At 57.9% G+C, this 25,667-nt stretch carries 28 protein-coding genes; 13 read left to right on the top strand and 15 right to left on the bottom strand.

The window, feature by feature from the left end:
- The first annotated feature begins 68 nt into the window (after positions 1-68).
- Positions 69-956 carry a UTP--glucose-1-phosphate uridylyltransferase GalU gene (gene galU, locus EKM04_RS17525; RefSeq protein WP_174153895.1) on the top strand — a complete coding sequence of 296 codons (888 nt, stop codon included), beginning with the start codon at positions 69-71 and terminating at the stop codon, positions 954-956.
- 54 nt (positions 957-1,010) lie between these two features.
- Here galU and EKM04_RS17520 read toward each other — a convergent pair whose 3' ends face one another.
- On the bottom strand, positions 1,011-2,522 hold the full coding sequence (locus tag EKM04_RS17520) for a surface lipoprotein assembly modifier (RefSeq protein ID WP_183895914.1): 1,512 nt from the start codon (positions 2,520-2,522) through the stop codon (positions 1,011-1,013).
- Between the two features lie 263 nt (positions 2,523-2,785).
- Between EKM04_RS17520 and EKM04_RS17515 the strand changes: the two genes are divergently transcribed.
- On the top strand, positions 2,786-3,781 hold the full coding sequence (locus EKM04_RS17515; RefSeq protein WP_174153893.1) for a KpsF/GutQ family sugar-phosphate isomerase: 996 nt from the start codon (positions 2,786-2,788) through the stop codon (positions 3,779-3,781).
- Positions 3,782-3,799: 18 nt separating this feature from the next.
- On the opposite strand, the gene EKM04_RS17510 is transcribed toward EKM04_RS17515, so the two are convergent.
- From EKM04_RS17510 to EKM04_RS17490, 5 genes are all read right to left on the bottom strand, one after another.
- Positions 3,800-4,435, bottom strand: a complete 636-nt coding sequence (locus EKM04_RS17510; RefSeq protein WP_183895912.1) for a hypothetical protein — start codon at positions 4,433-4,435, stop codon at positions 3,800-3,802.
- 101 nt (positions 4,436-4,536) lie between these two features.
- Positions 4,537-4,662 carry a type B 50S ribosomal protein L36 gene (ykgO, locus tag EKM04_RS17505; protein WP_007607121.1) on the bottom strand — a complete coding sequence of 42 codons (126 nt, stop codon included), beginning with the start codon at positions 4,660-4,662 and terminating at the stop codon, positions 4,537-4,539.
- Between the two features lie 127 nt (positions 4,663-4,789).
- Positions 4,790-5,899 (bottom strand): 5-(carboxyamino)imidazole ribonucleotide synthase, encoded by a 1,110-nt coding sequence (locus EKM04_RS17500; protein WP_183895910.1) that lies wholly within the window; start codon positions 5,897-5,899, stop codon positions 4,790-4,792.
- Positions 5,896-6,363 carry a 5-(carboxyamino)imidazole ribonucleotide mutase gene (purE, locus tag EKM04_RS17495; RefSeq protein ID WP_174154093.1) on the bottom strand — a complete coding sequence of 156 codons (468 nt, stop codon included), beginning with the start codon at positions 6,361-6,363 and terminating at the stop codon, positions 5,896-5,898. The genes EKM04_RS17500 and purE overlap by 4 nt, the downstream gene beginning before the upstream one ends.
- Positions 6,364-6,409: 46 nt before the next feature.
- Positions 6,410-6,613, bottom strand: a complete 204-nt coding sequence (locus EKM04_RS17490) for a YdcH family protein (protein ID WP_174153890.1) — start codon at positions 6,611-6,613, stop codon at positions 6,410-6,412.
- Positions 6,614-6,849: 236 nt separating this feature from the next.
- On the opposite strand from EKM04_RS17490, the gene EKM04_RS17485 reads away from it, so the two are divergent.
- Positions 6,850-7,026, top strand: coding sequence for a YdcH family protein (locus tag EKM04_RS17485; RefSeq protein ID WP_111837586.1), 177 nt, complete (start codon positions 6,850-6,852; stop codon positions 7,024-7,026).
- Positions 7,027-7,137: 111 nt separating this feature from the next.
- On the opposite strand, the gene EKM04_RS17480 is transcribed toward EKM04_RS17485, so the two are convergent.
- The gene (locus tag EKM04_RS17480) at positions 7,138-7,905 is read right to left on the bottom strand and encodes a sulfite exporter TauE/SafE family protein (RefSeq protein ID WP_183895908.1); all 768 of its coding nucleotides are present in this window, start codon (positions 7,903-7,905) and stop codon (positions 7,138-7,140) included.
- A gap of 106 nt (positions 7,906-8,011) precedes the next feature.
- On the opposite strand from EKM04_RS17480, the gene EKM04_RS17475 reads away from it, so the two are divergent.
- The 6 genes from EKM04_RS17475 (at position 8,012) to EKM04_RS17450 (ending at position 15,042) form a co-directional block, all read left to right on the top strand.
- Complete coding sequence (locus EKM04_RS17475) at positions 8,012-8,665, top strand: thiamine phosphate synthase (RefSeq protein WP_174153888.1); 654 nt, start codon at positions 8,012-8,014, stop codon at positions 8,663-8,665.
- Entirely contained in the window at positions 8,662-9,882 is a 1,221-nt protein-coding gene (locus tag EKM04_RS17470; RefSeq protein WP_412762968.1) for a tetratricopeptide repeat protein, read from the top strand. Before EKM04_RS17475 ends, EKM04_RS17470 begins: the two co-directional genes overlap by 4 nt.
- Positions 9,883-10,024: 142 nt before the next feature.
- Positions 10,025-10,825, top strand: coding sequence for an inositol monophosphatase family protein (locus EKM04_RS17465; protein ID WP_174153887.1), 801 nt, complete (start codon positions 10,025-10,027; stop codon positions 10,823-10,825).
- A 307-nt stretch (positions 10,826-11,132) separates the two neighbouring features.
- The gene (locus EKM04_RS17460; protein ID WP_174154091.1) at positions 11,133-12,152 is read left to right on the top strand and encodes a flagellar motor protein MotA; all 1,020 of its coding nucleotides are present in this window, start codon (positions 11,133-11,135) and stop codon (positions 12,150-12,152) included.
- 2 nt (positions 12,153-12,154) lie between these two features.
- A complete protein-coding gene (locus EKM04_RS17455; RefSeq protein WP_183895906.1) occupies positions 12,155-13,186 on the top strand; it encodes a peptidoglycan -binding protein in 1,032 nt (343 codons plus the stop codon).
- 209 nt (positions 13,187-13,395) lie between these two features.
- A complete protein-coding gene (locus tag EKM04_RS17450; RefSeq protein ID WP_183895904.1) occupies positions 13,396-15,042 on the top strand; it encodes an FAD-binding dehydrogenase in 1,647 nt (548 codons plus the stop codon).
- A 100-nt stretch (positions 15,043-15,142) separates the two neighbouring features.
- Here EKM04_RS17450 and EKM04_RS17445 read toward each other — a convergent pair whose 3' ends face one another.
- Positions 15,143-16,954 (bottom strand): ABC transporter transmembrane domain-containing protein, encoded by a 1,812-nt coding sequence (locus EKM04_RS17445; RefSeq protein WP_183895902.1) that lies wholly within the window; start codon positions 16,952-16,954, stop codon positions 15,143-15,145.
- A gap of 30 nt (positions 16,955-16,984) precedes the next feature.
- Between EKM04_RS17445 and EKM04_RS17440 the strand changes: the two genes are divergently transcribed.
- Positions 16,985-17,215 (top strand): hypothetical protein, encoded by a 231-nt coding sequence (locus tag EKM04_RS17440; protein WP_183895900.1) that lies wholly within the window; start codon positions 16,985-16,987, stop codon positions 17,213-17,215.
- Entirely contained in the window at positions 17,205-17,426 is a 222-nt protein-coding gene (rpmE, locus tag EKM04_RS17435; protein ID WP_045228450.1) for a 50S ribosomal protein L31, read from the top strand. The genes EKM04_RS17440 and rpmE overlap by 11 nt, the downstream gene beginning before the upstream one ends.
- 169 nt (positions 17,427-17,595) lie before the next feature.
- Here the strand turns inward: rpmE and rcdA are convergent, their stop codons facing one another.
- The 7 genes from rcdA to EKM04_RS17400 all read right to left on the bottom strand — a co-directional run bounded on the left by rcdA (position 17,596) and on the right by EKM04_RS17400 (position 24,707).
- Positions 17,596-18,111: a protease adaptor protein RcdA gene (rcdA, locus tag EKM04_RS17430; RefSeq protein WP_174153882.1), complete on the bottom strand. Its 516-nt coding sequence runs from the start codon at positions 18,109-18,111 to the stop codon at positions 17,596-17,598.
- 345 nt (positions 18,112-18,456) lie between these two features.
- Positions 18,457-18,660 carry a DUF1192 domain-containing protein gene (locus EKM04_RS17425; protein WP_174153881.1) on the bottom strand — a complete coding sequence of 68 codons (204 nt, stop codon included), beginning with the start codon at positions 18,658-18,660 and terminating at the stop codon, positions 18,457-18,459.
- The gene (locus tag EKM04_RS17420) at positions 18,657-19,931 is read right to left on the bottom strand and encodes an MFS transporter (RefSeq protein ID WP_174153880.1); all 1,275 of its coding nucleotides are present in this window, start codon (positions 19,929-19,931) and stop codon (positions 18,657-18,659) included. The genes EKM04_RS17425 and EKM04_RS17420 overlap by 4 nt, the downstream gene beginning before the upstream one ends.
- Positions 19,932-20,011: 80 nt before the next feature.
- The gene (locus EKM04_RS17415; RefSeq protein ID WP_183896163.1) at positions 20,012-20,326 is read right to left on the bottom strand and encodes a hypothetical protein; all 315 of its coding nucleotides are present in this window, start codon (positions 20,324-20,326) and stop codon (positions 20,012-20,014) included.
- Positions 20,307-21,332, bottom strand: coding sequence for a class I fructose-bisphosphate aldolase (locus EKM04_RS17410; RefSeq protein ID WP_183895898.1), 1,026 nt, complete (start codon positions 21,330-21,332; stop codon positions 20,307-20,309). Before EKM04_RS17410 ends, EKM04_RS17415 begins: the two co-directional genes overlap by 20 nt.
- A 222-nt stretch (positions 21,333-21,554) precedes the next feature.
- Entirely contained in the window at positions 21,555-22,757 is a 1,203-nt protein-coding gene (locus EKM04_RS17405; protein ID WP_183895896.1) for a phosphoglycerate kinase, read from the bottom strand.
- Between the two features lie 75 nt (positions 22,758-22,832).
- Positions 22,833-24,707, bottom strand: a complete 1,875-nt coding sequence (locus EKM04_RS17400; RefSeq protein WP_183895894.1) for a potassium/proton antiporter — start codon at positions 24,705-24,707, stop codon at positions 22,833-22,835.
- Between the two features lie 334 nt (positions 24,708-25,041).
- Between EKM04_RS17400 and EKM04_RS17395 the strand changes: the two genes are divergently transcribed.
- Both EKM04_RS17395 and EKM04_RS17390 read left to right on the top strand, forming a co-directional pair.
- Positions 25,042-25,317 carry a type II toxin-antitoxin system RelE/ParE family toxin gene (locus EKM04_RS17395; RefSeq protein WP_252094087.1) on the top strand — a complete coding sequence of 92 codons (276 nt, stop codon included), beginning with the start codon at positions 25,042-25,044 and terminating at the stop codon, positions 25,315-25,317.
- Between the two features lie 9 nt (positions 25,318-25,326).
- Positions 25,327-25,653 carry a HigA family addiction module antitoxin gene (locus EKM04_RS17390; RefSeq protein WP_174153874.1) on the top strand — a complete coding sequence of 109 codons (327 nt, stop codon included), beginning with the start codon at positions 25,327-25,329 and terminating at the stop codon, positions 25,651-25,653.
- The last annotated feature ends 14 nt before the right edge of the window (positions 25,654-25,667 follow it).

Below are 25,667 nucleotides of genomic sequence, written 5' to 3'. Positions count from 1 at the left end.
TTGCCACTTTCTTGATAACAAAGTCGTGCGTGCTTAATGACAGTGATGAAATCTCTTAGGAGGGATGTGTGGTAGAACAGAAAAAAATTCGGAAAGCAGTTTTCCCGGTGGCCGGTCTTGGGACGCGTTTCCTGCCTGCAACAAAGGCTGTTCCGAAGGAAATGCTGACCGTGGTCGACAAGCCGGTCATCCAGTATGTGGTGGATGAAGCTGCCGAAGCGGGCATCGAGCACTTCGTGTTCGTGACCGGTCGCGGCAAGGGCGTGATCGAGGACTACTTCGACATCCAGTTCGAACTGGAGCAGATGCTCCGCGAACGCAACAAGAATGCCGAGCTGACACTTCTTGCCGACATTCTGCCCAAGGCAGGGACCGCAAGCTTCACCCGTCAGCAGGTGCCGCTGGGTCTCGGCCATGCGGTCTGGTGCGCCCGCGATATCGTCGGCGACGAGCCCTTTGCGGTTCTTTTGCCCGACATGATCATGCATTCGCAGAAAAGCTGCCTGAAGGGCATGGTCGATCTGTACGACCAGACCGGCGGCAACGTGATTGCGGTTCAGGAATGCGAACCTGATCAGGCGCATAAATACGGCATCGTCGGTGTCGGCGAAACCGTCGGTGAAGGCTTTAAGATCACCGAAATGGTCGAAAAGCCTGCCAAGGGAACGGCTCCGTCTAACTACTACATCAACGGTCGCTACATCCTGCAGCCCGAGATTTTCAACATTCTCGAGAATCAGGAACGCGGTGCAGGCAATGAGATCCAGTTGACGGACGGCATGCTGGCTCTTGCCAAGAGCCAGGAATTTGCCGGTTATCGTTTCAACGGCGAAACATTCGATTGCGGTGCCAAGGATGGCTTCATTCTCGCAAACCTTGCTTTCGCACTGGAACGCGCCGACATTCGCGCATCCATCGAAGAACCTTTGAAGGCAATGGTCAGCAAGCTGAAGTAAGCTTTCTGGCTTCAAATGAAAAATCCCGGCCTCTGTGCCGGGATTTTTTTGTGGCTAACGCTTCAACGTCAGGCCTGCACCGATGCGCCATGTGCTGTTATCGGTCACTGGCGTCGTCTCGTAGCTGATGTCGGTGGTGAAATCGAGATAGCGATTGATGCTCCAGGTCAGTCCCGCACCGATGAGATATTCGGTTTCGTCTCGCAGAGACGATGTCTGATAGTTTCTGCGTTCCAAACCTGCGGTCAACCGCGCCACGAGATCGCGGCGCAACTGCTGCGTCAGCCCGGCGATGAGTTCGCGCGAAACCCAGCCGCCCTGCGCGCCGCCTGCAAAATCCTCGATTGTCGTTCGCAGACCAAGGCTGACATCCGTGCCGCGTTGCGGCGACCAGACGAGGTTGCCATCCAGCGACATGGCATTGACCGCCGACAGTCGGCTGTCGTCATATTCCTTGCGCAGATAGCCGATGGCCGCCTCACCGCGCAGCTTTTCACCCAGATCGATCTGCGTGCCGACCTTTGCTCCATAGCTTTGCGAAGAGCGCTCATAGCCTGTGTTGTCGCGGGTCTGGTCGTAATTTGTCAGCCCCGCAGTTGCTTCCAGAAACGGAACCAGTGCAGGTGACAGCTCATAACCCACGCGAGCGCGAAGTCCTGCACCGTAGCGGTCACGGTCGCTCAGGCTGATGGCCTGGCCGTTGACGCCCTTGGCGTCCGTATAGAGGGTACGCGAGAGATCGAGAGCAGCGAGCGCTTTCAAGATTCCGACATTGCGCTCAACCGACGCGCCAGCGGTAAAGACATGCTCGCCGCCCTGCACGGAGGCGCCGGAGACGGCGTTGGGATCGTTGGTGTCTTCACGGCTGAAGGCGTAACCTGCGGTCAGATTGGCCTGTGTGCCATCGCCCAAATCAAGGCGCAAGTCGGCACCAAGATTTGCGCTCGGCTCTTGCCCGGCACTGCCTCCCCCCAGATTGCGCTGGTATGCCCCGTCGCCGGTGATCGTCAATGCGTGACGCGACCAGTCACTGGTCAGCGTGCCGCGAATGCCTGTCGTCAGATAATTGCGGCTGCTCGATCCACCGGGGAACGTCTTGTTCTCATGGTTTATCGACTGGCTGATGGACGGGCGCAGCGTCATCGTACCGATACGGATGCCCGGTGCCTGGCCGTCATCGGCCTGGATGTTCTGGCCACCATCGACCGTCGGCTCATACGGGTTTTGCGGCTCCTCATAAACCACGGTCGCTTCATCCGGCGGCTCGGAAATGGTCTCGCCGGGCGTAGACGATGGACGAAGGCTGCCAGTTGTCACAGTGTCGGCGGCAGTAGCCGTTCGCGCATCGTCACGCGCCGCACTGTCCGGATCTACGACGGAGAGATTGTTCTGGCCGATGTTGGGGTCGGCGCTGGTCAGCGTTCGCAACGATGTCGCGGCGGCAGGCTGAGACGAGGAGGACTGGGAAAAAGCCGGATAGACCGGGCACAATAGGGTGCACGCCAGCAGCGTTGCAGCTGCTTTCCGCCACGTCACCTGACGTTTTGCGGTGTTCTCATGAACCATACGTGCTCTTACCCATCCAGTTTGAATTCTCAGCCAATCGCAGATACTGCATCTCGATTCCGTCCGCTCTGCCGAAGAATAGGATAAGCCTATGGTTTTCTTGGCAGAATACATGTTTGGAAATGCGTCGTTGAACCGCCATGGTGCCCGTGCCGGGTTATTTTATGGTTAACAGTCTGTGAAAATCGATGACCTGATAAAACGGCGTGGTCATCGATATTGGCCGATAGACATGATTTCTCGAAAGGAGTATCAGTCGCGCCATGATTACGAGAGCTGTCACACTGGTGGAAAATAACGCCGTCGAATCGGCTTTGAGAACCATTTCGATTGAAAAGGGTGGTTTGTCGGCGCTGGAAGACGCCTTGCAAGGGCCCTTGGGCGACGAGTTCTGCCGCGCCATCGACGTTATTGGTAAATCGGGCGGCCGCCTCATTATTACGGGCGTTGGCAAGAGCGGCCATATCGGCTCCAAGCTTGCCGCTACTTTTGCCTCCACCGGAACACCTGCTTTTTTCGTTCATGCGGCTGAAGCCAACCACGGCGATCTGGGCATGATCGGCAGTCATGATGTGGTAATGGCTATTTCCAAAGGCGGAGAGAGTGCGGAACTCCGTAGCATCATCAATTACACGAGGCGATTTTCCATTCCGCTGGTCGCATTGACCTGCGCAAAGCAGGGCTCGCTTGCGAAAGCGTCCGATATCGTGCTTCTCATTCCCGATGAACAGGAAGCCTGCCCGCATGGCCTGGCACCGACGACGTCGACGATGATGCAGCTGGCGCTGGGCGATGCCCTCGCTGTCGCCCTTCTGGAGGCACGCAGCTTTACGGCTGGTGATTTTCGCGTGTTCCATCCGGGTGGAAAACTTGGAGCATCACTCACGCTTGTTGGCGACATCATGCATACGGGCGAGCGTCTGCCGCTCGTCTCCAAGGGGACATCCATGCCCGAAGCTGTCAGCATTCTGGCGCGCAAGCATTTCGGCTGTGTGGCGGTGCTGGATCACGATGGCCGCTTGTGCGGGATTGTGACCGAAGGCGACATGGCGCGTAATCTCACGCGCAACCTGTCAGAACTCAGCGTCGATGAGGTGATGACGACATCGCCGAAGGTAGTGACGAAAAACGTTCTGGCGACGGCTGCTCTCGCCACGCTTGAGAAGCATCATATCGGCGCTCTCATCGTTGTTGATGACGACAACCGTCCCATCGGTCTGGTACACTTCCACGACCTGCTGCGCATCGGCGTCGCATAAGCGTCTCCGAAAAGATCCTTAACTGCGCGTTCCCGCCAATTTCTCCGTAAGGTCGGTGGCTTCCTTCTGCGCGTCCTTGTCTGCCGGGTAGAGCGCCAGATATTGCTCCCAAACCTTCAGCGCCAGCTCATTGCGTTCGTTGCTCTCAAGAATATTGGCAAGGCTGGCGAGCGCCGGGAAATAGCGTGGTTCTTTTTCCAGCGTGCTGTTCAGGTCAGACATGGCCTTGCGTGTATCGCCATCGGAATAATGGACAAGAGCGCGGCGGTACCAGGCCTGTGCGAAGTCGGGTTCAAGATAGATCGCCTGATCCAGAAAATCGTAAGCTGCTGCCTTGCGCTTCTTTTCCGCGGCTTCTTGCGACCACGTCATCAGAAGGTTGATGGTCGCGCTGCCGGAATCCGTCCATTCGCTGACAATTTCGTTGGCGATGACGCGGGCTTTCTGGGCGTCGCGCTCTTTTTTCAAGCTGGAGAACAGATTGTCGATGGAGGTTTTTGGCGCTGCTTCTGGTGCAACCGCTGTCTGTTGCGTGGGCGCGCTGCTTGCCAGCTCGGCAGCCCGTGCTGCGGAAACATGGGCGGAGGGCAGGGGGCTGAGGGTCAAAAACCCGAGGGCGACTGCGAGAAAGGTCTGAAAACGAAATTGGCGCATGCGGTTAACGTAATCCGCCTGCGCCAATTATGGAATTAAATTCTGCAGTCTATCAACAATGTGATCCGTCTCGACCGGACGGGCACGCGTGAAGAGGGTAATCAGCCCTGACGAGCCTTGAAACGTGGGTTCATCTTGTTGATGATGTAGACGCGGCCCTTGCGGCGAACCAGACGGTTATCGCGGTGACGGGCCTTAAGCGCTTTAAGCGAGTTCTTGATTTTCATTTTTCTGGTCCGCAGTTTGGCGTGACGCTTCTTGCCACGCATGTATAAACAATCAAAAACGCGCTACGAGGGCGCGCTTTTTTCGGTTGGCAGGCAAATACCCCGTCAGTCCCAGCCTGTCAACACGCTAAGGCGTATTTTGCCGGGAAAGACTTGGTTTTCCGGGGTTCGTCAGCTGTGTGACATGGCCCATCTTGCGGCCTGCGCGTGCTTCGGTCTTGCCGTAAAGGTGCACGAGGCAATCGTTTTTCGCCAGCCAATGCGGCACCGCGCTGATGTCGTCGCCGATCAGATTTGTCATCACGCAGTCTGAATGGCGCTGCGTCGAGCCGGGGGCAAGACCTGCCACGGCGCGAATGTGCTGCTCGAATTGGGAGACCACACAAGCAGCCTCCGTCCAGTGGCCGGTGTTGTGCACGCGCGGGGCCATCTCGTTTGCCACCAGTGAACCATCCGGCAATACGAAGAATTCGATACCGACCACGCCGATGTAGTCGAGAGCGGCCAGCAGCTTTTCTGCCGATTCCACCGCAACGGTTCTCGCGGCGTCGGAAAGCTGCGCCGGAACTGTCGAGGTGTGGAGAATGCCGCTCAGGTGCACGTTTTCTGCCGGATCGTAACAGGTGACCGTGCCATCCCGAAAGCGGGCTGCGATGATCGAGATTTCGCGCTCGAAGGGTACAAAGCTTTCCAGAATCAGCGGAACGCCGCCCAGTGCGTTGAACGCACCGGCCAGGTCTTCGCCGCCCTTGAATACGCGCTGGCCCTTGCCGTCATAGCCCATTCGGCGGGTCTTCAGGACGCCCTTGCCTGCGAAATCAGACAGCGCGGCTTCAAGGCTCGCCTGATCGTCCACCTGGGCGAAGTCGGCTGTGGGAATACCGCAATCATTGAGGAAGCGTTTTTCCGTCAATCGGTCCTGCGAGGCGCTGAGTGCTTCCGCTGGCGGATAGACGGGAACGGAGGCCGCCAACGTCTGGGCTGCGACGACGGGGACGTTTTCGAACTCGTAAGTCACGACGTCGCAGACATTTGCCAGTTCGGCCAGCGCTTTTTCGTCATCATAGGCAGCGACGATCTGGCGGTTACAGACTTGCGCTGCCGGACAGTCGGCCTGTGGCTCGAGTACGATGGTGCGGAAGTTGAGCCGGGCCGCAGCCATGGCCAGCATGCGTGCAAGCTGACCGCCACCGATGATGCCGATGGTTCCTGATTTGCCGGTCACGTCCAGGCTCATTGCGGGGTGTCCATGGGGTATTCCGCAATCGCGGCCGTCTGGCGCGCGCGGTATTCATCCAGCCGGTCAGCCAGATCCTCGTCGGACAGCGCCAGAACGGATGCTGCCAGAAGGGCTGCGTTGATGGCACCGGCCCGGCCGATGGCGAGCGTGCCGACGGGAATGCCTGCGGGCATCTGGACGATGGAATAGAGGCTGTCCTGACCCGACATGGTTTTCGATTGAACGGGAACACCGAACACCGGAAGCGGGGTCAGGGCTGCTGTCATCCCTGGCAGGTGGGCTGCACCACCGGCACCGGCAATGATGACCTTGAAACCTTCCTCGCGCGCGCCGCTGGCGAAGCTGAACATGCGCTCGGGCGTGCGGTGGGCGGAAATGATGCGGGCTTCATATTCCACATCCAGCGCATCCAGCGTATCGGCTGCGTTTTTCATGGTTTCCCAGTCGGACTGGCTTCCCATGATGATGGCGACGGGCGGTGTCTCTGTGCTCAACGGTCTCTCCGTATCAGGCGATGATGTCGGGGATAATATGGTCTTCGATCTGGGTCATCTTGTCCTTGATGACCAGCTTTTTCTTTTTCATGCGCTGGATCCGCAATGCCTCGCAATTGGTCTGGATCATGGCATTGATCGCGGCATCATAGTCTTCATGCTCCTGGCGAAGTCGCGCAAGCACCAGCCGAACGTCGGCTTGATCCTGATCGGGCATCTCTTGTGGTCCCCATATGATACAGCCGGACCGCCATCCGGCCATTTTGTTTTCAGCTTTCGTGCCTGTACCATTAAATGACGGTAACGGGAAGTTTCCCGTGTCAGCATTTTGCCCCGATATTGCCTTGATTTCTCCTTCGACAACAGCTGCCTTCCGTGTCACATTGGTGTCGTAAACCTGAAACTCCAGCGATGGAGCGCTGGAGGTAGGTTCAACAAGGAAGGACGTGCCGCATGACCATTCAGGCTCATATAGCATCGCTGGAAAAGAAACACGGTGCTCTTGAGGAGGAGCTCGAAACCGTTCTCGCTTCCCCCTCTTCGGATGATAAGCAGATTGTGGATCTAAAACGCAAGAAACTGCGCCTGAAGGACGAAATGCAGAGGCTGCAAGCCTCCACCAAGCATTGATCAAATCATATCTTTGTTGCCTGACGTCAGTATAGTTTACGTCGCAGCCTGAAAGCCCGGCTCTGATTGCTCTCGCGATCAGGGCCTTTTGTTTGTGTAACCGTCTCGCTTCTAAAAAGGCAGCCCGTCCCACAGAAGCTTCAACGCTGCCAGGAACGCCATGCTGTACATCAGCGGATAAAAAATCGCGGGCTTCATGTATTTCACGATTTTTGCCCCCGCGAAGGTTGCGGCCATGGCAACGGGCAACAGTATGGCTGAGGTGGTAAGGTTGTTAACATCCAGTGCACCAAGGGCAAAATAGGGTATGAGCTTGATTGCGTTCATGATCGCAAAGAAGCGAACGCTCATCCCGGTGTAGACTTTCGGGTCCAGTTTCAACGGCAGCACATAAATCTGGAAGGGCGGGCCACCGGCATGTGCAACGAAGCTGGCGTAGCCTGAAAGGCTGGACCAGATGGTCGCTTTCACGGGGCTCTGGGCGTTGGCCGGCGCTTCCTGCCCGCCGCGGGCGGTGCGATAAGCCTCGAAGAAATAGCGGATCACGAAGATGATGGTGACGCTTGCCACTACAAGGCGCATCGCATCGGCCGAAATCATGCTGGACATCGCCCATCCGAGCGTAATTCCTGCAATCGCCCCAGGCAGCATGAGCAGCAGGGTCTGGCGGTGATTGTATTTGCGCCAAGCCATCAGTGCGACCAAATCCATGACCACGAGGATCGGCAAAAAGATCGCGGCGGCCTGAACCGGCGGCACGGCCAGCGCCATCAAAGGCACACCCATCAATGCCAAAGCGCCGCCCAGCCCGCCCTTGGAAAGGCCGACGAGGATGACTGCCGGGATGGCGACGAGGAAAAAATGGAAATCGGTCAGCATGGATGGACGGTTGATCCTTTCGTCAGTCCGGTTTATCGGAAGTATCTCATGAAAACGAGTGCAGATAACGCAGGAAGCGTCCCGTCTGCGGAAAATGGAAAAACCGATGACTGCACCCAAAGACCGCTGCCGACTCGTTCTGATCGTTCCTGCGCACGACGACGCCGATCACCAAGCCAGGACCTTGGAGGATGCATTGCGCGGCGGCGACGTGGCCTCCGTCATCATTCCGCAATACGGTCTCGATGATGCGACCTTCCAGAAGCTCGCCGAAACTTTGGTGCCGATCGTTCAGGAAGCGGGTGCCGCAGCGCTTGTGGCGGGCGATAGCCGGACGGCCAGTCGCGTCAAGGCCGATGGTCTGCACGTCAATGGCGGTGCTGAAGCCCTGTCCGAAGCCGTCGAGAGTTTTTCGCCAAAGCTCATCGTTGGCGGCGGTAATGCCGATGACCGTCACAAGGCGCTGGAGCAGGGTGAAAGCAACCCGGATTACATGTTCTTCGGCAAGCTGGACGGCGATATCAAGCCGGAAGCGCATCCGAAAAATGTGGCGCTGGGCGAATGGTGGGCCTCGATGATCGAAATCCCGGCCGTCGTCATGGGCGGTTCGGATGTCGCTTCGGTGGTTGCCGTTGCCGAAAGCGGCGTCGAATTTGTGGCGCTGCGCAACGCGGTTTTTGGCCATGCTGGCGGTGTGGCTCAGGCCGTTGCCGAAGCGAATGCGTTGCTTGACGAAAAAGCGCCACGGTTTGGCGGTTGATACAGGCGATGATCGCTCGTTTCCTTCGTTTGCAACCGTCTGTTTTGGCTCTCGCGCTGGCTTGCGCCTCCATCTCGCATGGCGTTTTTGCGCAAGATCCGACCACGGCCCCGGCCCAGCCACAGGCCGATTTATTGCCGGGTGTCGGAGCCAACGCGCCGCAGCCTGACGTGACGCCGACGGATGGGGATACGGATTTTGGGCCTGCCAAGGCCGGTGCGCCCGAGATTCTGTCGCGTCCATCCGATCCGAATGCCGATCCGATCCGCAAGGGCCGCGTCGGTACGAGCGACCAGAAGGATCTGCAGCCGTCCGAAGGTGTGAACGTTTACCAGCGTATGGGCGCCGATCTTCCGGCACTTCCGCCGGAAAAGAAATTTCTGGGCAAGGTCGATGAAGCCTTTGGTCACTATCAGCGCGGCGAATATGTTCAGGCACTGTCGAAAGCGCTGACCCGCGCCCAGGCGGGCGACGCGGCGGCGCAGACGCTGGTTGCCGAAATGATGTCCCGTGGGTTCGGTATTGCGCGCGACGAAAAGACCGCTGCCTTCTGGTACGAGCAGGCTGCCAAGGGTGGCGATGCGGTCGCCATGTTCAAATATGCCCTGCTGCTGATAGACGGCAAAATCGTCAAGCACGACAAGACCCTGGCCGACGATTACATGCGCCGCGCTGCACAAGCGGGAAATGGCGAGGCCGAATTCAACTGGGCGCAAATCCTTGTGTCGCAGACGCCCGGGGCCAATGGCTTGCAGGCTGCCCTCCCATTTTATGAAAGATCCGCTGAAAAAGGCATAGCCGACGCGCAATATGCCGTTTCGCAAATCTATTGGAACCTCAAGGACATCCCGGCTGCCAAAAAAGCGAAAGCCCGTGACTGGCTGACGCGTGCGGCAAAAGCCGGCTTCGATACCGCACAGGTTGATCTCGGCGTCTGGTTGATCAACGGCGTGGGCGGCGAGCGCAATTTGGAAGAAGGCTTCCGCTGGCTCTATGGCGCGGCCCAACGCGGCAATGTCGTTGCCCAGAACAAGGTCGCCCATCTCTACATTCAGGCACTTGGGACCAAGCCCAATCCGGTCGAAGCTGCGAAATGGTATGTGCTGTCACGCCGCGCGGGCCTCAAAGACGCAAGTCTGGAGGATTTCTATCTCGGCATCGAAGAGGACCAGCAGAGACAAGCGATCGACGCCGCGAACCGTTTCCGTCCGAGTTGAGTTCCTATCGTCTTTCGGCTTTTTACCTTGAATTCCAGCGCGTTTTGTGGTCTTGAACCGCAAACTTTCAATCAGAAACCGCATTTGCGTGCCTGCCGGAAATTTCGGCTAGCAGGTTCAGCCACCTTTCAGGAACATCGTCATGGCCCGTTCAGCCCTTCTCAACGTCATGGTTCAGGCCGCCCTCAAGGCTGGAAAATCGTTGTCGCGTGACTTCGGTGAAGTGCAGAACCTGCAGGTCTCAGTCAAAGGCCCTGGCGATTTCGTCTCGCAGGCCGATCTCAAGGCTGAGAAGATCGTCCATGACGAGTTGATGAAGGCCCGCCCGACCTACGACTTTCTTGGCGAAGAAGGCGGCGAGGAAAAGGGTTCCGACGGCGCCCATCGCTGGATCGTCGACCCCCTGGACGGAACCACCAACTTTCTGCACGGCATCCCACAGTTTGCCGTCTCCATCGCGCTGGAGCGCAACGGCGAAATTGTTGCCGGCGTGATCTTCAACCCTGCGACAGACGAGCTTTACACCGCCGAGCGTGGCAGCGGCGCGTTTCTTAACGATCGCCGCATTCGTGTCGCCGCACGCAAGCAGATTACCGATTGTGTCGTCAGTTGCGGCGTTCCGCATCTGGGTCGTGGCAATCACGGCAAGTTTCTCGTTGAGCTTCGTCACGCCATGGGTGAGGTCGCTGGCATCCGCCGCTTCGGTGCGGCTTCGCTGGATCTCGCTTATGTTGCGGCTGGTCGTCTTGACGGTTTTTGGGAGGCGGAGCTGGCGCCTTGGGACATGGCCGCTGGTCTCGTTCTGATTCGTGAAGCTGGCGGCTTCGTCAGCGACATGAAGGGCGGACAGGACATTCTCGGGACAGGGAGCGTCGTTGCCGGAAACGAATATATCCAAAAAGCGCTGAGCGAAGTCATCAACCGTCCGATACCAGGGCGTTAATGCTGTCATGTCATCATTCGGGCCTTGAGCCGGAATTCAGCACTGTTACGTTGACTGTGCAAAGTAATGTTGTGCGATCAAGGGGTTGATCGCACCTGTCCGGCATAAGATGCGGGATGACGCAAACGGTCCTCCCCACGGCCCTGTTATCAAGACATCTTGCAAAAACCCTTTGGCCTCCGGCTTTTCACTTCAATTCGTCGTAATTTTCCACTAGCTTCCCGTCATAACAGCGATGACGCGATGCCGAACCGCTTTCAGGCGCGTTTACGCGGACGTCGCGGCAGGTCCAGAGGGAATGAGCATTATGGCGGATACGGAACGGCTCGATGTCGGCGTCGAGAGGTCGGTCACGAAAGAATATCATCATAAGCTGTCGAGCCCCACGCCGTTTTTGTGGACGATGGTCCTCTTCCTCATCATCGTCGCCTTCCTCGCTGCAATCCTCTTTCGGCAGGCGCAAACCGCGTTCATGACCAATCCAGGCCTGAACGGCTTCATTCTCGGCGTTCTGGTTATTGGCATCATTCTGGTGTTCACCCAGATTCTTTCGCTTCGCCCCGAGGTGAGCTGGTTCAACCGGTTTCAGGCGGCTGGCACCGTGGACAAGGCTGGACGAGCGCCAAAGCTGCTGGCTCCCATGCGCTCGGTTCTCGACAGGCGCGCCGAGGTTCGCCTGTCCACCGTCACCCAACGTTCGCTGCTGGATTCGATCGCCACGCGTCTGGACGAATCGCGCGACACATCGCGCTATCTCATCGGTCTCTTGGTCTTTCTCGGTCTGCTCGGCACCTTCTGGGGTTTGATCGGCACCATCGCTGCCATTAGCGACGTCATTCAGGGGCTCGACCCCACAGCGGGTGATACCAACGACATTCTCTCCTCTTTGAAATCGGGTCTGACCGCGCCCCTTTCCGGCATGGGTACGGCGTTCTCGTCCTCGCTGCTGGGTCTGTCCGGCTCGCTCATTCTCGGCTTTCTCGATCTTCAGGCCGGGCGTGCCCAGAACCGGTTTTACACCGAGTTGGAAAACTGGCTGTCGTCCGTGACCGATCCTGGCAATGACGTTGTCGGCGAGGGCCGGCCTGCCGCTTACGGTGCCGTCGGCACCGAACGTTCGCTCGCTGCCATGACCAGCCTTGCCGAGGGTATTCAGGGTCTTGTCAAGAACATGCGCGGTGAACAGCAGATGCTGCGTGACTGGATCGAAGCGCAGCAGGAGGAATCGAAATCCCTGCGCCGTACGCTGGACAGGCTGTCGGCCCGCATCGACGCCGAGCAGAAAAACACCGGCCGCTCCACCCGCCACGATAACGGGAGCGATTGATCATGGCGCTTGGGCGCAATCGCCGTCGCGATCGCAGTGTCGATTATTGGCCGGGCTTCGTTGACGCCCTGTCGACGCTGCTCATGGCCGTCATGTTCCTGCTTACGGTCTTCGTGCTGGCACAATTCATTCTCTCGCGGGAAATTTCCGGCAAGGATGAGGTGCTGAACCGGCTCAACAACCAGATTTCCGAACTCACCGAGTTGCTGGCACTCGAAAAGGGCAGCAAGCAGGACATCGAAGATACGCTGGCCAATCTGCAATCGACATTAGCCGTATCGGAAAGCGAACGCTCGCGGCTGCAATCCTTGCTGGATTCCGGCGCGGGCAACAGTTCCGCCGCCAATGCCCGCGTTGGCCAATTGTCTGGTGAGCTTGAGGACGCACGACAGTCCGGCGCACGTGCCTCGGCGCAGATCGATCTTCTCAACCAGCAGATCGCAGCGCTTCGCGCGCAGATCGCGTCGGTCGAATCCGCCTTGCAGGCGTCCGAAGCAAAAGACACCTCCTCACAGGTCAAGATTGCCGATCTCGGTCGCCGCCTGAATGTGGCGCTTGCGCAGCGCGTGCAGGAACTCAACCGCTATCGCTCGGATTTCTTCGGACGTCTGCGGGAAATCCTCTCGGATCGGGAAAACATCCGTATCGTCGGTGACCGCTTTGTCTTCCAGTCGGAAGTGCTGTTTCCGTCCGGTGGCAATGATCTCAACCCGGACGGTCAGACCGAGATGGCCAAGCTTGCGACTGCCATCATTGATCTCGCAAAGGAAATTCCGCCCGAAATCAATTGGGTGCTGCGCGTGGACGGTCATACCGACAACGTCCAGCTTTCGGGCAATGGCCGTTTCCGAGACAATTGGGAACTCTCGTCAGCACGCGCGACCTCGGTGGTCAAATACCTCGTTTCCAAAGGCGTTCCGGCCAATCGCCTCGTTGCTGCCGGTTTTGGCGAATACCAGCCGCTGGCCGAGGGCGATACACCGGAAGCCCGTTCTCAGAACCGCAGGATCGAGCTGAAACTGACGGAGCGGTGAGGTAGAGGTGCAGCCGCGGGACTGGCTGCCATCTCGGCATAGGTTCGGCGGATAGGGTCGCTTTGCCCTCCAGCAAGGGGATGTACCCTGCCTCTCGTTGCCCAGGTCACGATCACTTTGATTCTTCAACCGGATGCCCTCTCACCCTCACCCGTTGCATCCTTTTGACGTTTGCGTAAAAGTAAATCGATTCTGTCCGGGAGGGGTTGATGGAGCGATTTGACGTTATTGTTGTGGGCGCCGGGCTTGCCGGTCTGGTGGCCGCGATCGAGGCAGCAGAGCGTGGGCTGCGGGTTTGCCTGCTGGATCAGGAAGGCGAGCAGAACCTGGGAGGGCAAGCGTTCTGGTCACTCGGAGGGTTGTTCTTCGTCGACAGCCCGGAGCAGCGTTTCATGCGTATCAGAGACAGTCTCGATCTCGCCCGTCAGGACTGGCTGGGTTCGGCAGCGTTTGACCGGCCTGAAGACCATTGGCCGCGCCTTTGGGCTGAGGCCTATCTGAATTTTGCCGCGGGTGAAAAGCGTGCATGGCTGCATGGGCTTGGCATGCGCTGGTTTCCGGTCGTCGGTTGGGCAGAGCGTGGCGGATCGCACGCCCACGGTCACGGCAATTCCGTGCCGCGCTTTCATGTCACCTGGGGCACCGGCCCCGGCGTCTTGGAGCCCTTCGTGACGAAAGCAAAAGCCCTAGAGGCCGACGGCAAAATTGTCTTCAGATTCCGCCATCAGGTGGATGCGCTTGAAAATACCAATGGTGTGGTCACTGGCATATCCGGGACTGTTCTGGACCATGATCCGGTACGGCGCGGCGAAACCAGCAACCGCGACAGGATTGGCACCTTCCGTGTTGATGCCTCGGCTGTGGTGGTCACATCGGGTGGCATCGGCGGCAATCATGATCTGGTTCGGCAGAACTGGCCGGTGGAGCGGCTGGGCCAACCGCCAGCGGAGATGGTCTGTGGTGTGCCAGCCCATGTGGACGGGCGCATGATCGGCATTACCGAGGCGGCGGGCGGCAAGGTCATCAACCGTGATCGTATGTGGCATTATACCGAGGGCGTGAAAAACCACGACCCGATCTGGCCCAATCATGGCATTCGTATTCTCCCCGGCCCATCGTCCTTCTGGTGCGATGCACGCGGTGATCGCCTGCCTGCCCCTGCCATGCCTGGCTTCGACACGCTGGGAACGCTTAAAATCCTGCGCGAACGGAACAGCGATTACAGCTGGTTCATTCTGACAAAGGCGATCATCAAGAAGGAATTCGCACTATCGGGTTCCGAGCAAAACCCTGACCTGACAGACAAGAATATCCGCTTGCTGCTGAAACGTCTGGGCAAGGAGCCGCCGGGCCCGGTCAAGGCCTTCATGGAGCGTGGCGAAGATTTCGCCGTTCGCGAAACGCTTGAGGATCTTGTGGACGCGATGAACGCCATGACCGGTGAGCGAGCGTTGGATGCCGGTCATATCCGCACTCAGATAGAAGCGCGGGACCGGGAGCTCACCAATGGTTTCAGCAAGGATGCGCAGATCACAGCGATACGCGGTGCGCGCAATTATCTCGGCGACAAGCTGATGCGCACGGCAAAGCCACATCGCCTTCTAGACCCGGCAGCCGGGCCGCTGATTGCGGTGCGCCTGCACATCCTCACCCGCAAGACGCTGGGCGGTCTCCACACCGATCTCCAGGGTCGCGTGCTGGACGGAGCCGGTGCGCCCGTGCCTGGACTTTACGCGGCAGGCGAAGTCGCCGGGTTCGGCGGTGGGGGCATGCACGGCTACAACGCGCTCGAAGGCACATTTCTGGGAGGGTGCCTGTTTTCCGGTAGGGTCGCGGGCAGGAGCGTTGGGAGCTAAAGCGTGTCTCTGTGAATAGGATTCACTGCGACACGCTTTAGCTCTAGGTTTGTCGCTTGTACGTTATCGTTTCATTGAGGACAATGAAATGCGACATGCTTTAGCTCGATTTTACCAGCGGTACGACCGCCTCGCTTCCAGGTGTTTCGAACTGGAGGCGGGCGAGTTTTGCATAGAGGCCACCTTGTCTGGTGAGGCTCTGATGGGTGCCTTCCTCGATGATCCGGCCCTCGTCCATGACCAGGATGCGGTCGGCTTTCAGCACGGTGGCAAGGCGATGGGCGATGACGATGGTGGTGCGTTTGGCTATCAGCTGATCCAGCGCCTTTTGTACCAGTGTCTCGCTTTCGGCATCCAATGCAGAGGTTGCCTCGTCGAGCAGCAGAACGGGCGCATCTCGAAGGATGGCACGCGCAATGGCGATACGCTGACGCTGGCCGCCGGAGAGTGTGACGCCGCGCTCCCCCACGATGGTGTCGTAACCGTTGTCGAGATTGGCGATAAAGCCGTCGGCCTGTGCGGCGATGGCGGCGGTGCGCACCTCTTCACGGGTCGCTGTCGGTTTGCCAAAGGCAATGTTGTCGTGGATGGAAGTCGCAAAGATCGCGACATCCTGCGGTACGATCGCCAGCCGGGAGCGCAGCTCTTCCAGCGTCACCGAGCGTATATCCGTGCCATCGACCGTGATGCGTCCACTTTGTGGATCGTAAAACCGCATCAACAGCGAAAAGATCGTACTTTTGCCGGCGCCGGACGGGCCGACGATGGCAACCGTTTCGCCCGCTGCGACTTTGAGGGACAAATCGGTGACGACAGGTCTGCCTCCGCCTTGTGGGTAATGGAAGCTGACATTTTCGAAGCTCGCTTCACCGCGAGCCGGGGCAGGCAGGGGAACGGGCGTTGCCGGATCCGTGACGGGGGATTTTTCCTGAAGCAATTCAGACAGACGTTCAGCTGCACCGCCGGCCTGCGAAAGCTCACCCCAGACTTCAGAAAGCTGGCCAAGCGAGCTTGCGGCGATAACGGAATAGAGAACGAACTGGCTGAGTGTACCGGCAGAAATCGTGCCGATGAGCACGCCATGCGCGCCATACCACAGGATGGCGACGACGCTGCCGAAGACGAAGCTGATGGCGACAGCCGTCAGCACAGCGCGTGCGCTGATGGCAGAGCGGGCGCCACGGTAGGCTTTCTCGACGGCGTCATTGTAGCGTGAGTTGGCCAGGCTTTCGGCATTGAAGGACTGGATTGTGCGGCTGGCGGAAATGGTTTCGGCGGCAAAGGCAGAGGAAGTCGCCAGCGTATCCTGCGTCGTTCTGGACCGCGAACGCACCGAACGACCGAAGGCGATCAGCGGGAAGACGATGAGGGGGATGGCCAGCAGTGCCAGACCCGAGAGGCTGGGGCTTGTATAGACCATCATCGCCACTCCACCGAGACAGAGCAGGATATTGCGCAGTGCCTGCGACGCAGACGAGCCGAAGGCCGAGCGGATCTGCACCGTGTCGGCGGTCAGGCGCGAGGCCAGTTCACCGGAATGGTTGACGTCGAAAAAGGCCTGGGAGAGCGATGTCAGATGGGCAAACACGTCGCGGCGCAGGTCGGCCACGACCCTTTCGCCGATCGACATGACGTAATAATAGCGCATGGCACTGGCAAGTGCGAGCACGACGGCGATCGCCAGGAGGACGGCGAAATAGCTGTTGATCATCGCGCCATCTGCTCCTTCGAAGCCATGGTCGATGATGCGCCGAACGGCGAGGGGCAGGGCAAGCGTGGTGGCCGACGACAGGACGAGCGCGAAGACGGCAGCCGCCACCAGCCCGCGATATCGCTTCAGATAAGGCAGGAGACTGGCCAGCGGTTTCGGCGTCTTGCGCGCGGACGATTTCTGGTCCTCAATGTCTGCCACGATCTACTCCTGCATCTGCCGGCTTGACGAATGGCTTTTGCCAGCCTGCGGCAAGCTCAGCGTCTTTTGTGTGTCGCCAAGTGTGAAGCCAGGCATCGGCAGGCACTTGTTATCTCGGCGACCTTCATGTATAGGCTCCGCATCGAATTGGGAAGCCATGGCCAAATGGTCTGGAGCTTCATTATTGAATTGGCTCAGTTGACGCAATTGCGGCAAATGGTCCGCACGTTACCAAAGCAGGAAGATTGTCATGAAGGCTGAAATTCATCCCGACTATCACATGATCAAAGTGGTCATGACTGATGGCACAGAATACGAAACACGCTCCACATGGGGTTCTGAGGGTCAGGTCATGAACCTCGAAATCGATCCAACGTCGCACCCGGCATGGACCGGCGGCAACCAGCAGCTGATGGACCGTGGCGGTCGCGTTTCCAAGTTCAACAAGCGCTTTGGCGGCCTCGGCCTCTAATCCTCTTGACTGTCGAGACAGAAAAAACTCCGGAGTGATCCGGGGTTTTTTGTTGTTTGAGATTCGGGAATGATGCCGGCGATCTGAAGGGCAGGGGGCGGGATGTGGACATTGCCGAAACAAAAAAGCAGGCCGAAGCCTGCTTTCCTCATTTTCAGCATCCAGCGCCTTAGTTGCCGGAAAACGCGGTCCGCAGCAGGTTGAGCTGTGCCTGAACGCTGTTCTCGTTATCTGGAACCTTGTTGGCTTCAGACGGACGGTAGATTTCACGATCCAGCAGGGCAACGCGATTCTGGAGACGAAGGGAACGCTCAACCAGATCACGGAAGGATTCAGGCAGGTCGCCCCAGCCCGGTGCGCTACGATCAACGTTGAAGTTATCGAGACGAACCTTGTTCTTCTCGCTCAGAACCTGATCCCGGCTCATTTCGCCATTGTTGACGGCGCGCTGGAGAAGAAGCCAAGAGGCCATCTGCATCAGGCGTGTGGTCAGTCGCATCGACTCTGCCGCGTAGAGAACAGAAGCCATCCGTGGCAATACTTTGGACGCGGCACGTCCGGAACCGTCCAGGTAAGTCGCCGTTTCTTCCACCAAAGTCATTCCCTCAGAATAGAGAGACTTAAACTGGTTGGATGCCGCAGCACGGCCTGCAAAACTTATGGTATTCAAAACCTGTTCTGACATTTTTTCGAATCCTGCTTACGCACCATACTAAGGCAACGGGACTGAGGCTTAATAGTTCCGGCCTCTTTGTATTTTCAGGATGATATCAATAACGCAAATGCGCAAGCTGATTATTAAAGAAAGGTTAATACCCACAGCTTTGGTAATAGTGACGCGAGACAAAAAAAGAGCCGCAAAAGCGGCTCTCAAGGTAAAACAGGGAGAAAAATCAGACCAAATCGCCGATAGGAGAAACTGCCTGAGGTTCAGCAGGACTGAACATGTATAATATTCACTTAAAAAGCTTAATTTTTCGTTAATGGTAAACGGAAATCTGATCCTTTGTGTAACGTTAATAAAACGTTGCTAAAGGGATGAGGATCGAAACAGGCTTTCTGCTGCCTTTCTCCCGGCTGACTTCTTTTCCCGCTCGACCTCCAGACGTTTGATCTCGTCTCGCAAAATATTGATGCGGGCGGTCAGGTCATCGACGGATAAAAGTGCAAGGTCGCCACCGATAACGTGAGTCGTGGCCTGCTGTTTCAACGGTTCATCATCGAAGACGCTCATATTCCAGCTCCTTTTTCCAACTCTGCCTCATCCTCGGGGTATTGCGGTGCACGCGGATCGAGCGAGACGCTTTCCGGTGTAATCTGCGCCATGGCCGTGGTCGAGAAATTGTCTTTCTCTTCTGTTGGCAGCGCCGCACGCTGTCTGGATCTGAACATGGCGTAGGCCGTGATGAGGAGATGCGAGATGGCCGTGACCCAGAACAGGGCATAGGGGCCAAAGGATGTCATGATCGGGCCGCCCAGCGTCGGGCCGATGATGGTGCCGATGCCGTAGAGCAGCAGCAACCCGCCCGACACTTTGACAAAATCTTCCGATGAAGCGTAGTCGTTGGCATGCGCTACGGCGATGGGATAGAGCGCGTTTGCAGTTGCGCCATAGACTGCGATCATGCCGATCAGCACATAGACGTGGCCGGGCTGGACAATCGTGACCGCAAGACCTGCGAGTGCCGCCACACCGGAAAGACCCGCCAGCACATATCGCCGGTCTATCCTGTCGGACAGCTTGCCTGCGGGGAACTGCGCGAGCGCCCCGATGAAAATGGTGACGCTGACCATGATGGCGATGGTCGTCGCATCAAGTCCCGCCCGCGCGCCAAACACCGCGCCCAGCGTTCCGTAGGCGCCATTGGCGATGCCGATGAGCAGAATGCCGATAAAGGAGACCGGCGAGTTTCGGTAAAGCGCCGGTAGATCCAGCTTGACTTTTTTCAGCGGTTTTGGACTTTCGGCTTTTGACAGCATGGCCGGCATAATGGCGACGCAATAGATGATGGCGCAGACCATGAAGAGCGACGTGGTGCTTACATTGCCAAACGGCACGATCAACTGACCCGCGACGACCCCGAACAGCGTGATGGCAATGTAGAGCGAGAAGATCGCCCCACGGCTTTCATTGGTGGCACGCTCGTTCAGCCAGCTCTCGATGATCATCGAGGTGCCTGCGGTGCAGAAACCCGTCAACGCGCGCAGGGCGACCCATGACACGTCGTCGATGAAGAGCCCGGTCAGCAATATGGTCAGGCAGATCAGGGCGACGAAACTGCCGAATGCTCTGATATGACCGGCACGCCGGACGATGGCGGGCGCCACGAAACAACCAACAACGAAGCCTGCGGCCCACGACGTGCCGAGAAAACCAAGCACTTCGTTGGAGTACCCTTCGGCCGATCCTCTGACCGGTAGAAGAAGGCCCTGAAGACCGTTGCCCAGAAACAGAAACAAGGTGCTGGATAAAAGAGCGAATACGGGTAGAAGGTTTCTGCTCATAAGCCACTCTCATGCTAAGCGATTCAAGATGTCAATCTGGGTCGACGACGCGCGAATAGGTTGCCTGTCCTTGGTGAACATTAAAAATGTCCAGCCTGTGACGCTGTTTCAATAAAGCCAAAAGGTTTCGGGATGACGAAGGCAATCGGGCTTTTTCTGCTTTTGGCAATGTGCATCCAGATCATTCGTCCGCTCGGCTTGCCAGGTTTGCGCAAGCGTGGCGATTGCTGGAAGATCGCTGTCTCTGCTTTTGTTATCTGGAGTTTGGTGCTGTTGCTGCGGCCTTGAAGGGGGATTTCGCCCAACTCCACAAACCAAACCGCCCGCAACCAGGTTGCGAGCGGCGGGTTTGACCAGTTTGGTAAAGACGTTGGCTCAAGCGGCTTTTTCGACATCCTGTGTCCAGTTGCCGAGCGCCGCCAGCGAGTTCATTTCAGCACGGTGCTGGAAGGCGCGTTGGCCGGCGGCGACGTTTTCAGCCTTGCCGCCCCAAGCCTTGAGCGCCGTATCCTGAAGTGCGCGACCGTAGGAGAAGGTCAGTGCCCATGGCAGGTCGTAACCTGCATTCATGGCCGAGAGATGCGCGGTTGCTTCTTCCGCCGATTGGCCACCGGACAGGAAGGCAACGCCTGGCACGGCGGATGGCACGGTCGCTTTCAAAACCTTGACGGTCTTTTCTGCCACTTCATCGACAGATGCCTTGCGGGCGTTCTTGCCGTCGATGACCATGTTCGGCTTGAGGATCATGCCTTCGAGGTTGACGCGGGCGTCGTAAAGATCGGTGAATACGGTACGCAGAACCCATTCGGTGACTTCGGCGCAGCGGTCGATGCTGTGGGTGCCGGGTTCACCGTCCATCAGCACTTCAGGCTCAACGATCGGCACGATGCCAGCCTGCTGGCAAAGCGCTGCGTAACGGGCGAGCGCCTGTGAATCCGCCTTGATGGAGCCCCATGTCGGCAGACCGTTACCAATGTTGATGACGCCGCGCCATTTGGCGAAGCGTGCACCGGCATCGTAATATGTCTTCAGACGATCAGCGAGGCCATCGAGGCCTTCGGTGACTGTTTCACCCGGAAAATACGCCTGCGGCTTGGCGCCGGTGTCGACCTTGATACCTGGAATGCTGCCCGCCGCCTTGATGAGGTCAACGAAAAGCGTTCCGTCGGCAGCCTTCTGGAAAAGCGTTTCTTCGTAGAGGATAACGCCGGAGATGCACTCTTTCATCGCCTCGTCTGTGCGAAACAGCATTTCGCGGTAGTCGCGACGGCTCGTTTCCGTCGATTCCAGATTGATGCTGTCGAAACGTTTCTTGATGGTGCCGGTGGACTCGTCCGCAGCCAGCAGACCCTTGCCATTGGCGACCATTTTCACTGCGATATCTTCAAGACGCTCAGTCAATTTTCAATCTCCCTTCGAACCAGTAAATCCGGGTTATCAGAAGTTCCGAGGCAGGAAAATGGCAGGCTAAATCATTGAAACGATTGAAATGATTTCAATCGTTTGAAACTTTAGGAAACCTTTAAAATTTTTTAAATGCCAGACGGTTGGGGGGGGGTCGATCCCGTCATCCCCGGGTGAAGTCCAAGGATGACGGTAAACGTGTTGGATATAAGGGTCGTCTTATTTCTGTTCATGCAAGATAGCGACGCCGGGCAGAACCTTGCCTTCCATCCATTCCAGGAACGCGCCGCCTGCGGTGGAGATGTAGGTGAAGTCATCTGCGACGCCTGCGTGGTTCAGCGCTGCCACCGTATCGCCACCACCGGCAACGGAGACGAGTTTGCCGTTTCTGGTGCATTCTGCGGCGTGCTGGGCGGCTGCAACGGTGGCTGTGTCGAACGGGGCGATTTCGAAGGCCCCGAGCGGGCCGTTCCAGACCAGTGTTTCAGCGCGGGAAATCCAGCCCTTGATGGCTTCGACCGATTTCGGACCGACATCGAGCACCATCGCGTCTTCCGGGATGTCGTTGATATCGACGACTTCATTGTCGGCATTTGCCTTGAACTCGCGGGCTACAACGCCGTCTTCCGGCAGCACGATAGCGCAGCCCGCAGTCGCAGCCTCGATCATGATCTGCTTTGCGGTTTCGGCCAAATCATGCTCGCACAGGGACTTGCCGACAAGGGTGCCACGCGCTGCAAGAAATGTGTTGGCCATGCCGCCACCGATGACGAGAGCATCGACCTTTTTCACAAGGTTCATCAACAGATCGATCTTGCTCGATACCTTGGCGCCGCCGACGATGGCAACGACAGGACGGGCAGGCGCGCCGAGGCCTTTTTCCAGAGCTTCAAGCTCGGCCTGCATGGTGCGGCCGGCGTAGGCAGGCAGGTGGCGGGCCAGGCCTTCGGTGGAGGCGTGCGCGCGGTGCGCTGCCGAGAACGCGTCATTGACATAGATGTCCCCGTTCTTCGCAAGCTCTGCCACGAAGGCGGCATCATTCTTTTCCTCGCCCTTGTGGAAGCGGGTGTTTTCCAGAAGCAGTATATCGCCGTTGTTCATCTTGGCGACGGCGTCTGCAGCCTGTGAGCCGATGGCGTCGGAGGCGAAGTGAACCGGGTGGCCCAGGACGGATTCGACTGACGAAACGATGGGCGAGAGCGACATATCGGCAACGGGCTCACCCTTCGGGCGGCCGAAATGGGCAAGCAGAATAACCTTCGCGCCCTTGTTCGACAGTTCGAGGATCGTCGGCGCAACGCGTTCGATGCGGGTCTTGTCCGTTACCTTGCCGTCGGCAACCGGCACATTGAGATCGACGCGGACGAGGACGCGCTTTCCAGAGATGTCGGTGAGGTGATCGAGGGTCTTGAAGGCGGGCATATATCGATCCTGATATCGTTGAACGGAATGGCTTTGCGCGCGACCATACTATGCCTGACCAGCGGTGCAAGTCGCTCAGTCATCATTTTCTGCCTGACCGGGACCTGAGTTTGATCCCGGTATCTTGTTACCGGAGGCCGTCATCGTGCGGGTTAGTTTTCGTTTCGCCAGACGGGCGCGGCTGCGCTGGACGATTTCCTTCAGATTGATGAAGACGGGGAGTTCCGTGGCAGGCTCCACGGGTTCCAGCGAGATGCCAACACTGGAGATGGCATGGTTTTCATCGAGATCGCGGACAATGAGAATGAGGGAGCCCAGCCTCACGCGGTCGGCATATTCCGCTTTGCCACCAAAGCGGTTCTGGATGAGTTCGCCAACGGTCAGCGACAGTTCCTGAGGAGAGAGGAGGCCGGGACCATATGACGCCTCCAGTTCTTTTGCCGGACGTTGAGGTGAGATGGCAAAGGTACCGAAAATGTCCTCGTCGTCTTTTGTCACGGGCTTGGCGCTGGCAAACAACCGGTCGAGAAGGCGCGTGTAGCTGGGCATGACGAAGAGATAGACCAGATCTTTTTCCCGCAGTCGGCCCGCATATTGATAACGGATGGATTTGCCGTCCCGAACCACCAGTGAAGGCATGGCCCAACGCGGAATCCGCTCGCCCTGCAGCACGGCGCTGCCTTTGGCGACGCGATAGGAGATGAGTTCGTGGTTGGCGGTGCCGGGCAGATCCACCTCCAGCTTGTCGACATCGCCCATGCGTGGCGGGACGATGAGGCCGAGCCGGGTGGCGACCGGCTTGATGGTCCAGCCCTGTATCAAGAGAGAGACAAGGACGATGATGAAGGCCGCGTTGAAATAGGTCTCCGCGCCGTCCAGCCCGCCCAAAGCTGGAAGGATGGCGAGCAAAATGGACACCGCGCCGCGCAGGCCGACCCAGGCAACGAAGGTCGTCTCCTGTTGGGTATAGTTAAACGGTAGCAGACTGAGCCACACGGCCAGCGGTCTGGCGATGAAGATCAGAAAAAGTGCCAAAAGGACCGCAGGTACGATAATGGCCGGAAACTGCGAGGGTGTGGCGAGAAGGCCGAGCATCAGGAACATGATGATCTGCGCCAGCCAGGTCATGCCCTCGTGAAAACGGCGGATCGCGCCCTTGGCAAAGACGGTGCGGTTGCCAGCAACGATGCCCGCCACATAGACCGCCAGAAAGCCGCTGCCATGCAGTGCGCCGGTGAAGGAAAAGACGAGCAGCGCCAACGCCAGAACAAGGATGGGCACGAGGCCGCGGTCCACCTGAAAACGGTTGACGACATTGGCGATCATCAGTCCGCCAAGCACACCGAAGATGACACCAAGCCCCATTTCCTGCACGAACAGCAGAAGAAAGCTCGTATCGAAGCCTGCGAGACCCTGACCCTTGGCGACCACTTCCACCAGTGCAATGGTAAGAAAGATGGCCATCGGATCGTTGGTGCCGGATTCGACTTCAAGCGTCGAACGCACCTGATCACGGATGTGGATGCCACCGATGCGCAGGAGGAAGAACACCGCCGCTGCATCTGTGGATGCCACGATCGACCCGAGCAACAGGCCTTCCAGCCAGGAAAAACCGAGCAGCAACGCCGCAGCGCCTGCGAAAAAGATCGATGTCAGCACCACGCCGACAGTGGCCAGCGCGATCGACGGACCCGCCGCCAGCCGGAAGGATTGCACGGAGGTGCCGAAACCGGAATCGAACAGGATGACGGCCAGGACCAACGACCCCAGCATATAGGCCAGCGGATTGTTGCTGAAATGAATGCCCAATCCGTCCGTCCCTGCGGCGAGACCAATCATCAGGAAAAGAAGCAACAGAGGCGCGCCGAAGCGGTAGGCAATCAGGCTTGAAAACGCTGCAACGAGAACGAGGACCGTGGCGACCAGTAGCAATATGTAAAACGATTCCAAGCACACGTCCTTTTGTGAAGGTCGTTGCAAGGCATGCTCTGCACGTCAGCAGTCAATCCGGCCCGGGTGTTGGACGGCCTTGGCGCACGGAGGTGCGCAGGGCAGGGCAAGCGGGTGTATCGATTGATACGGCAGGGCACGATGCGCATTGCACGCGACCGAATCCCTAGGTTCGATTTTTCCGGGGCAAAGTGGACCAGAGCAAGGCGGTGGCGGGAAATTCATGAAAGATGTACTTTCGAACACAACCGCAGAGAACATCGGTGTTGATGTGTATAGCGTAGCTTGACGCTTTTCATGCGATTTGCTAGCTTTTAATATGAAAATTCGAAACGTGATCCATAAAGGTTTACGCCGTCTCATCGAAGACGATGACGCGACCGGCTTGCCGTCGGCGGTAGTACCGAAACTGCTTCGCATCGTTTCTTTCCTTCAAGACATGGAACGAGAAGACGAGTTGCGCACGGTTCCGAGCTGGAAGGCGCATCAACTTACCGGTGATCGTAAAGGCACCTGGAGCCTGTTCGTGACCAAGAACTGGCGGATCACGCTTCGGATCGATCAAACTGAAATCGAGATTGTCGATCTCGACTACGAAGACTACCACTAGGAGGTGGCCATGAATGCGTTGCAAGGCATCCGTCTTAAAAACCCTGCTCATCCCGGCGGTTTCATTAAAAGCGAGATTATCGAAGCGCTGGAGCTGTCGGTCACGGCTGCGGCACAGGTGCTCGGGGTTACGCGCGCGGCGTTATCGGCGCTGTTGAATGAGCGGTCAAATCTGTCTTCAGAGATGGCGTTGAGAATAGAGAAGGCCTTTGGGGTGTCTATGGATACGCTCATGAGGATGCAGAATAGCTTTGACATTGCTCAGGCGCGCAAGCGTGAAGGTGACATTCACGTCGCACAGTTCCGTCCAAGCCAATCGACGACCCGATCATGCTGACTTTGCCTGAGGAC

It is taken from the genome of Rhizobium skierniewicense Ch11, assembly GCF_023757665.1.
GTDB classification, from domain to species: Bacteria; Pseudomonadota; Alphaproteobacteria; order Rhizobiales; family Rhizobiaceae; genus Agrobacterium; species Agrobacterium skierniewicense.
The sequence above is the reverse complement of the archived record's forward strand: the minus strand, read 5'-3'. Positions and strand labels throughout refer to the sequence as shown.

Bases quoted from the DNA above. Each gene is read 5' to 3' on its own strand.
- EKM04_RS17515 (WP_174153893.1), top strand. From the start codon at position 2,786: ATGATTACGAGAGCTGTCACACTGGTGGAAAATAACGCCGTCGAATCG.
- ykgO (WP_007607121.1), bottom strand. From the start codon at position 4,662: ATGAAAATCAAGAACTCGCTTAAAGCGCTTAAGGCCCGTCACCGCGAT.
- EKM04_RS17490 (WP_174153890.1), bottom strand. From the start codon at position 6,613: ATGCCCGATCAGGATCAAGCCGACGTTCGGCTGGTGCTTGCGCGACTT.
- EKM04_RS17485 (WP_111837586.1), top strand. From the start codon at position 6,850: ATGACCATTCAGGCTCATATAGCATCGCTGGAAAAGAAACACGGTGCT.
- EKM04_RS17475 (WP_174153888.1), top strand. From the start codon at position 8,012: ATGACTGCACCCAAAGACCGCTGCCGACTCGTTCTGATCGTTCCTGCG.
- EKM04_RS17520 (WP_183895914.1), bottom strand. From the start codon at position 2,522: ATGGTTCATGAGAACACCGCAAAACGTCAGGTGACGTGGCGGAAAGCA.
- rcdA (WP_174153882.1), bottom strand. From the start codon at position 18,111: ATGTCAGAACAGGTTTTGAATACCATAAGTTTTGCAGGCCGTGCTGCG.
- EKM04_RS17415 (WP_183896163.1), bottom strand. From the start codon at position 20,326: ATGTCGAAAAAGCCGCTTGAGCCAACGTCTTTACCAAACTGGTCAAAC.
- EKM04_RS17420 (WP_174153880.1), bottom strand. From the start codon at position 19,931: ATGAGCAGAAACCTTCTACCCGTATTCGCTCTTTTATCCAGCACCTTG.
- EKM04_RS17455 (WP_183895906.1), top strand. From the start codon at position 12,155: ATGGCGCTTGGGCGCAATCGCCGTCGCGATCGCAGTGTCGATTATTGG.
- EKM04_RS17450 (WP_183895904.1), top strand. From the start codon at position 13,396: ATGGAGCGATTTGACGTTATTGTTGTGGGCGCCGGGCTTGCCGGTCTG.
- EKM04_RS17460 (WP_174154091.1), top strand. From the start codon at position 11,133: ATGGCGGATACGGAACGGCTCGATGTCGGCGTCGAGAGGTCGGTCACG.
- EKM04_RS17500 (WP_183895910.1), bottom strand. From the start codon at position 5,899: ATGAGCCTGGACGTGACCGGCAAATCAGGAACCATCGGCATCATCGGT.
- EKM04_RS17480 (WP_183895908.1), bottom strand. From the start codon at position 7,905: ATGCTGACCGATTTCCATTTTTTCCTCGTCGCCATCCCGGCAGTCATC.
- EKM04_RS17465 (WP_174153887.1), top strand. From the start codon at position 10,025: ATGGCCCGTTCAGCCCTTCTCAACGTCATGGTTCAGGCCGCCCTCAAG.
- purE (WP_174154093.1), bottom strand. From the start codon at position 6,363: ATGGGAAGCCAGTCCGACTGGGAAACCATGAAAAACGCAGCCGATACG.
- EKM04_RS17510 (WP_183895912.1), bottom strand. From the start codon at position 4,435: ATGCGCCAATTTCGTTTTCAGACCTTTCTCGCAGTCGCCCTCGGGTTT.
- EKM04_RS17390 (WP_174153874.1), top strand. From the start codon at position 25,327: ATGAATGCGTTGCAAGGCATCCGTCTTAAAAACCCTGCTCATCCCGGC.
- EKM04_RS17425 (WP_174153881.1), bottom strand. From the start codon at position 18,660: ATGAGCGTCTTCGATGATGAACCGTTGAAACAGCAGGCCACGACTCAC.
- EKM04_RS17405 (WP_183895896.1), bottom strand. From the start codon at position 22,757: ATGCCCGCCTTCAAGACCCTCGATCACCTCACCGACATCTCTGGAAAG.
- rpmE (WP_045228450.1), top strand. From the start codon at position 17,205: ATGAAGGCTGAAATTCATCCCGACTATCACATGATCAAAGTGGTCATG.
- EKM04_RS17440 (WP_183895900.1), top strand. From the start codon at position 16,985: ATGGCTTTTGCCAGCCTGCGGCAAGCTCAGCGTCTTTTGTGTGTCGCC.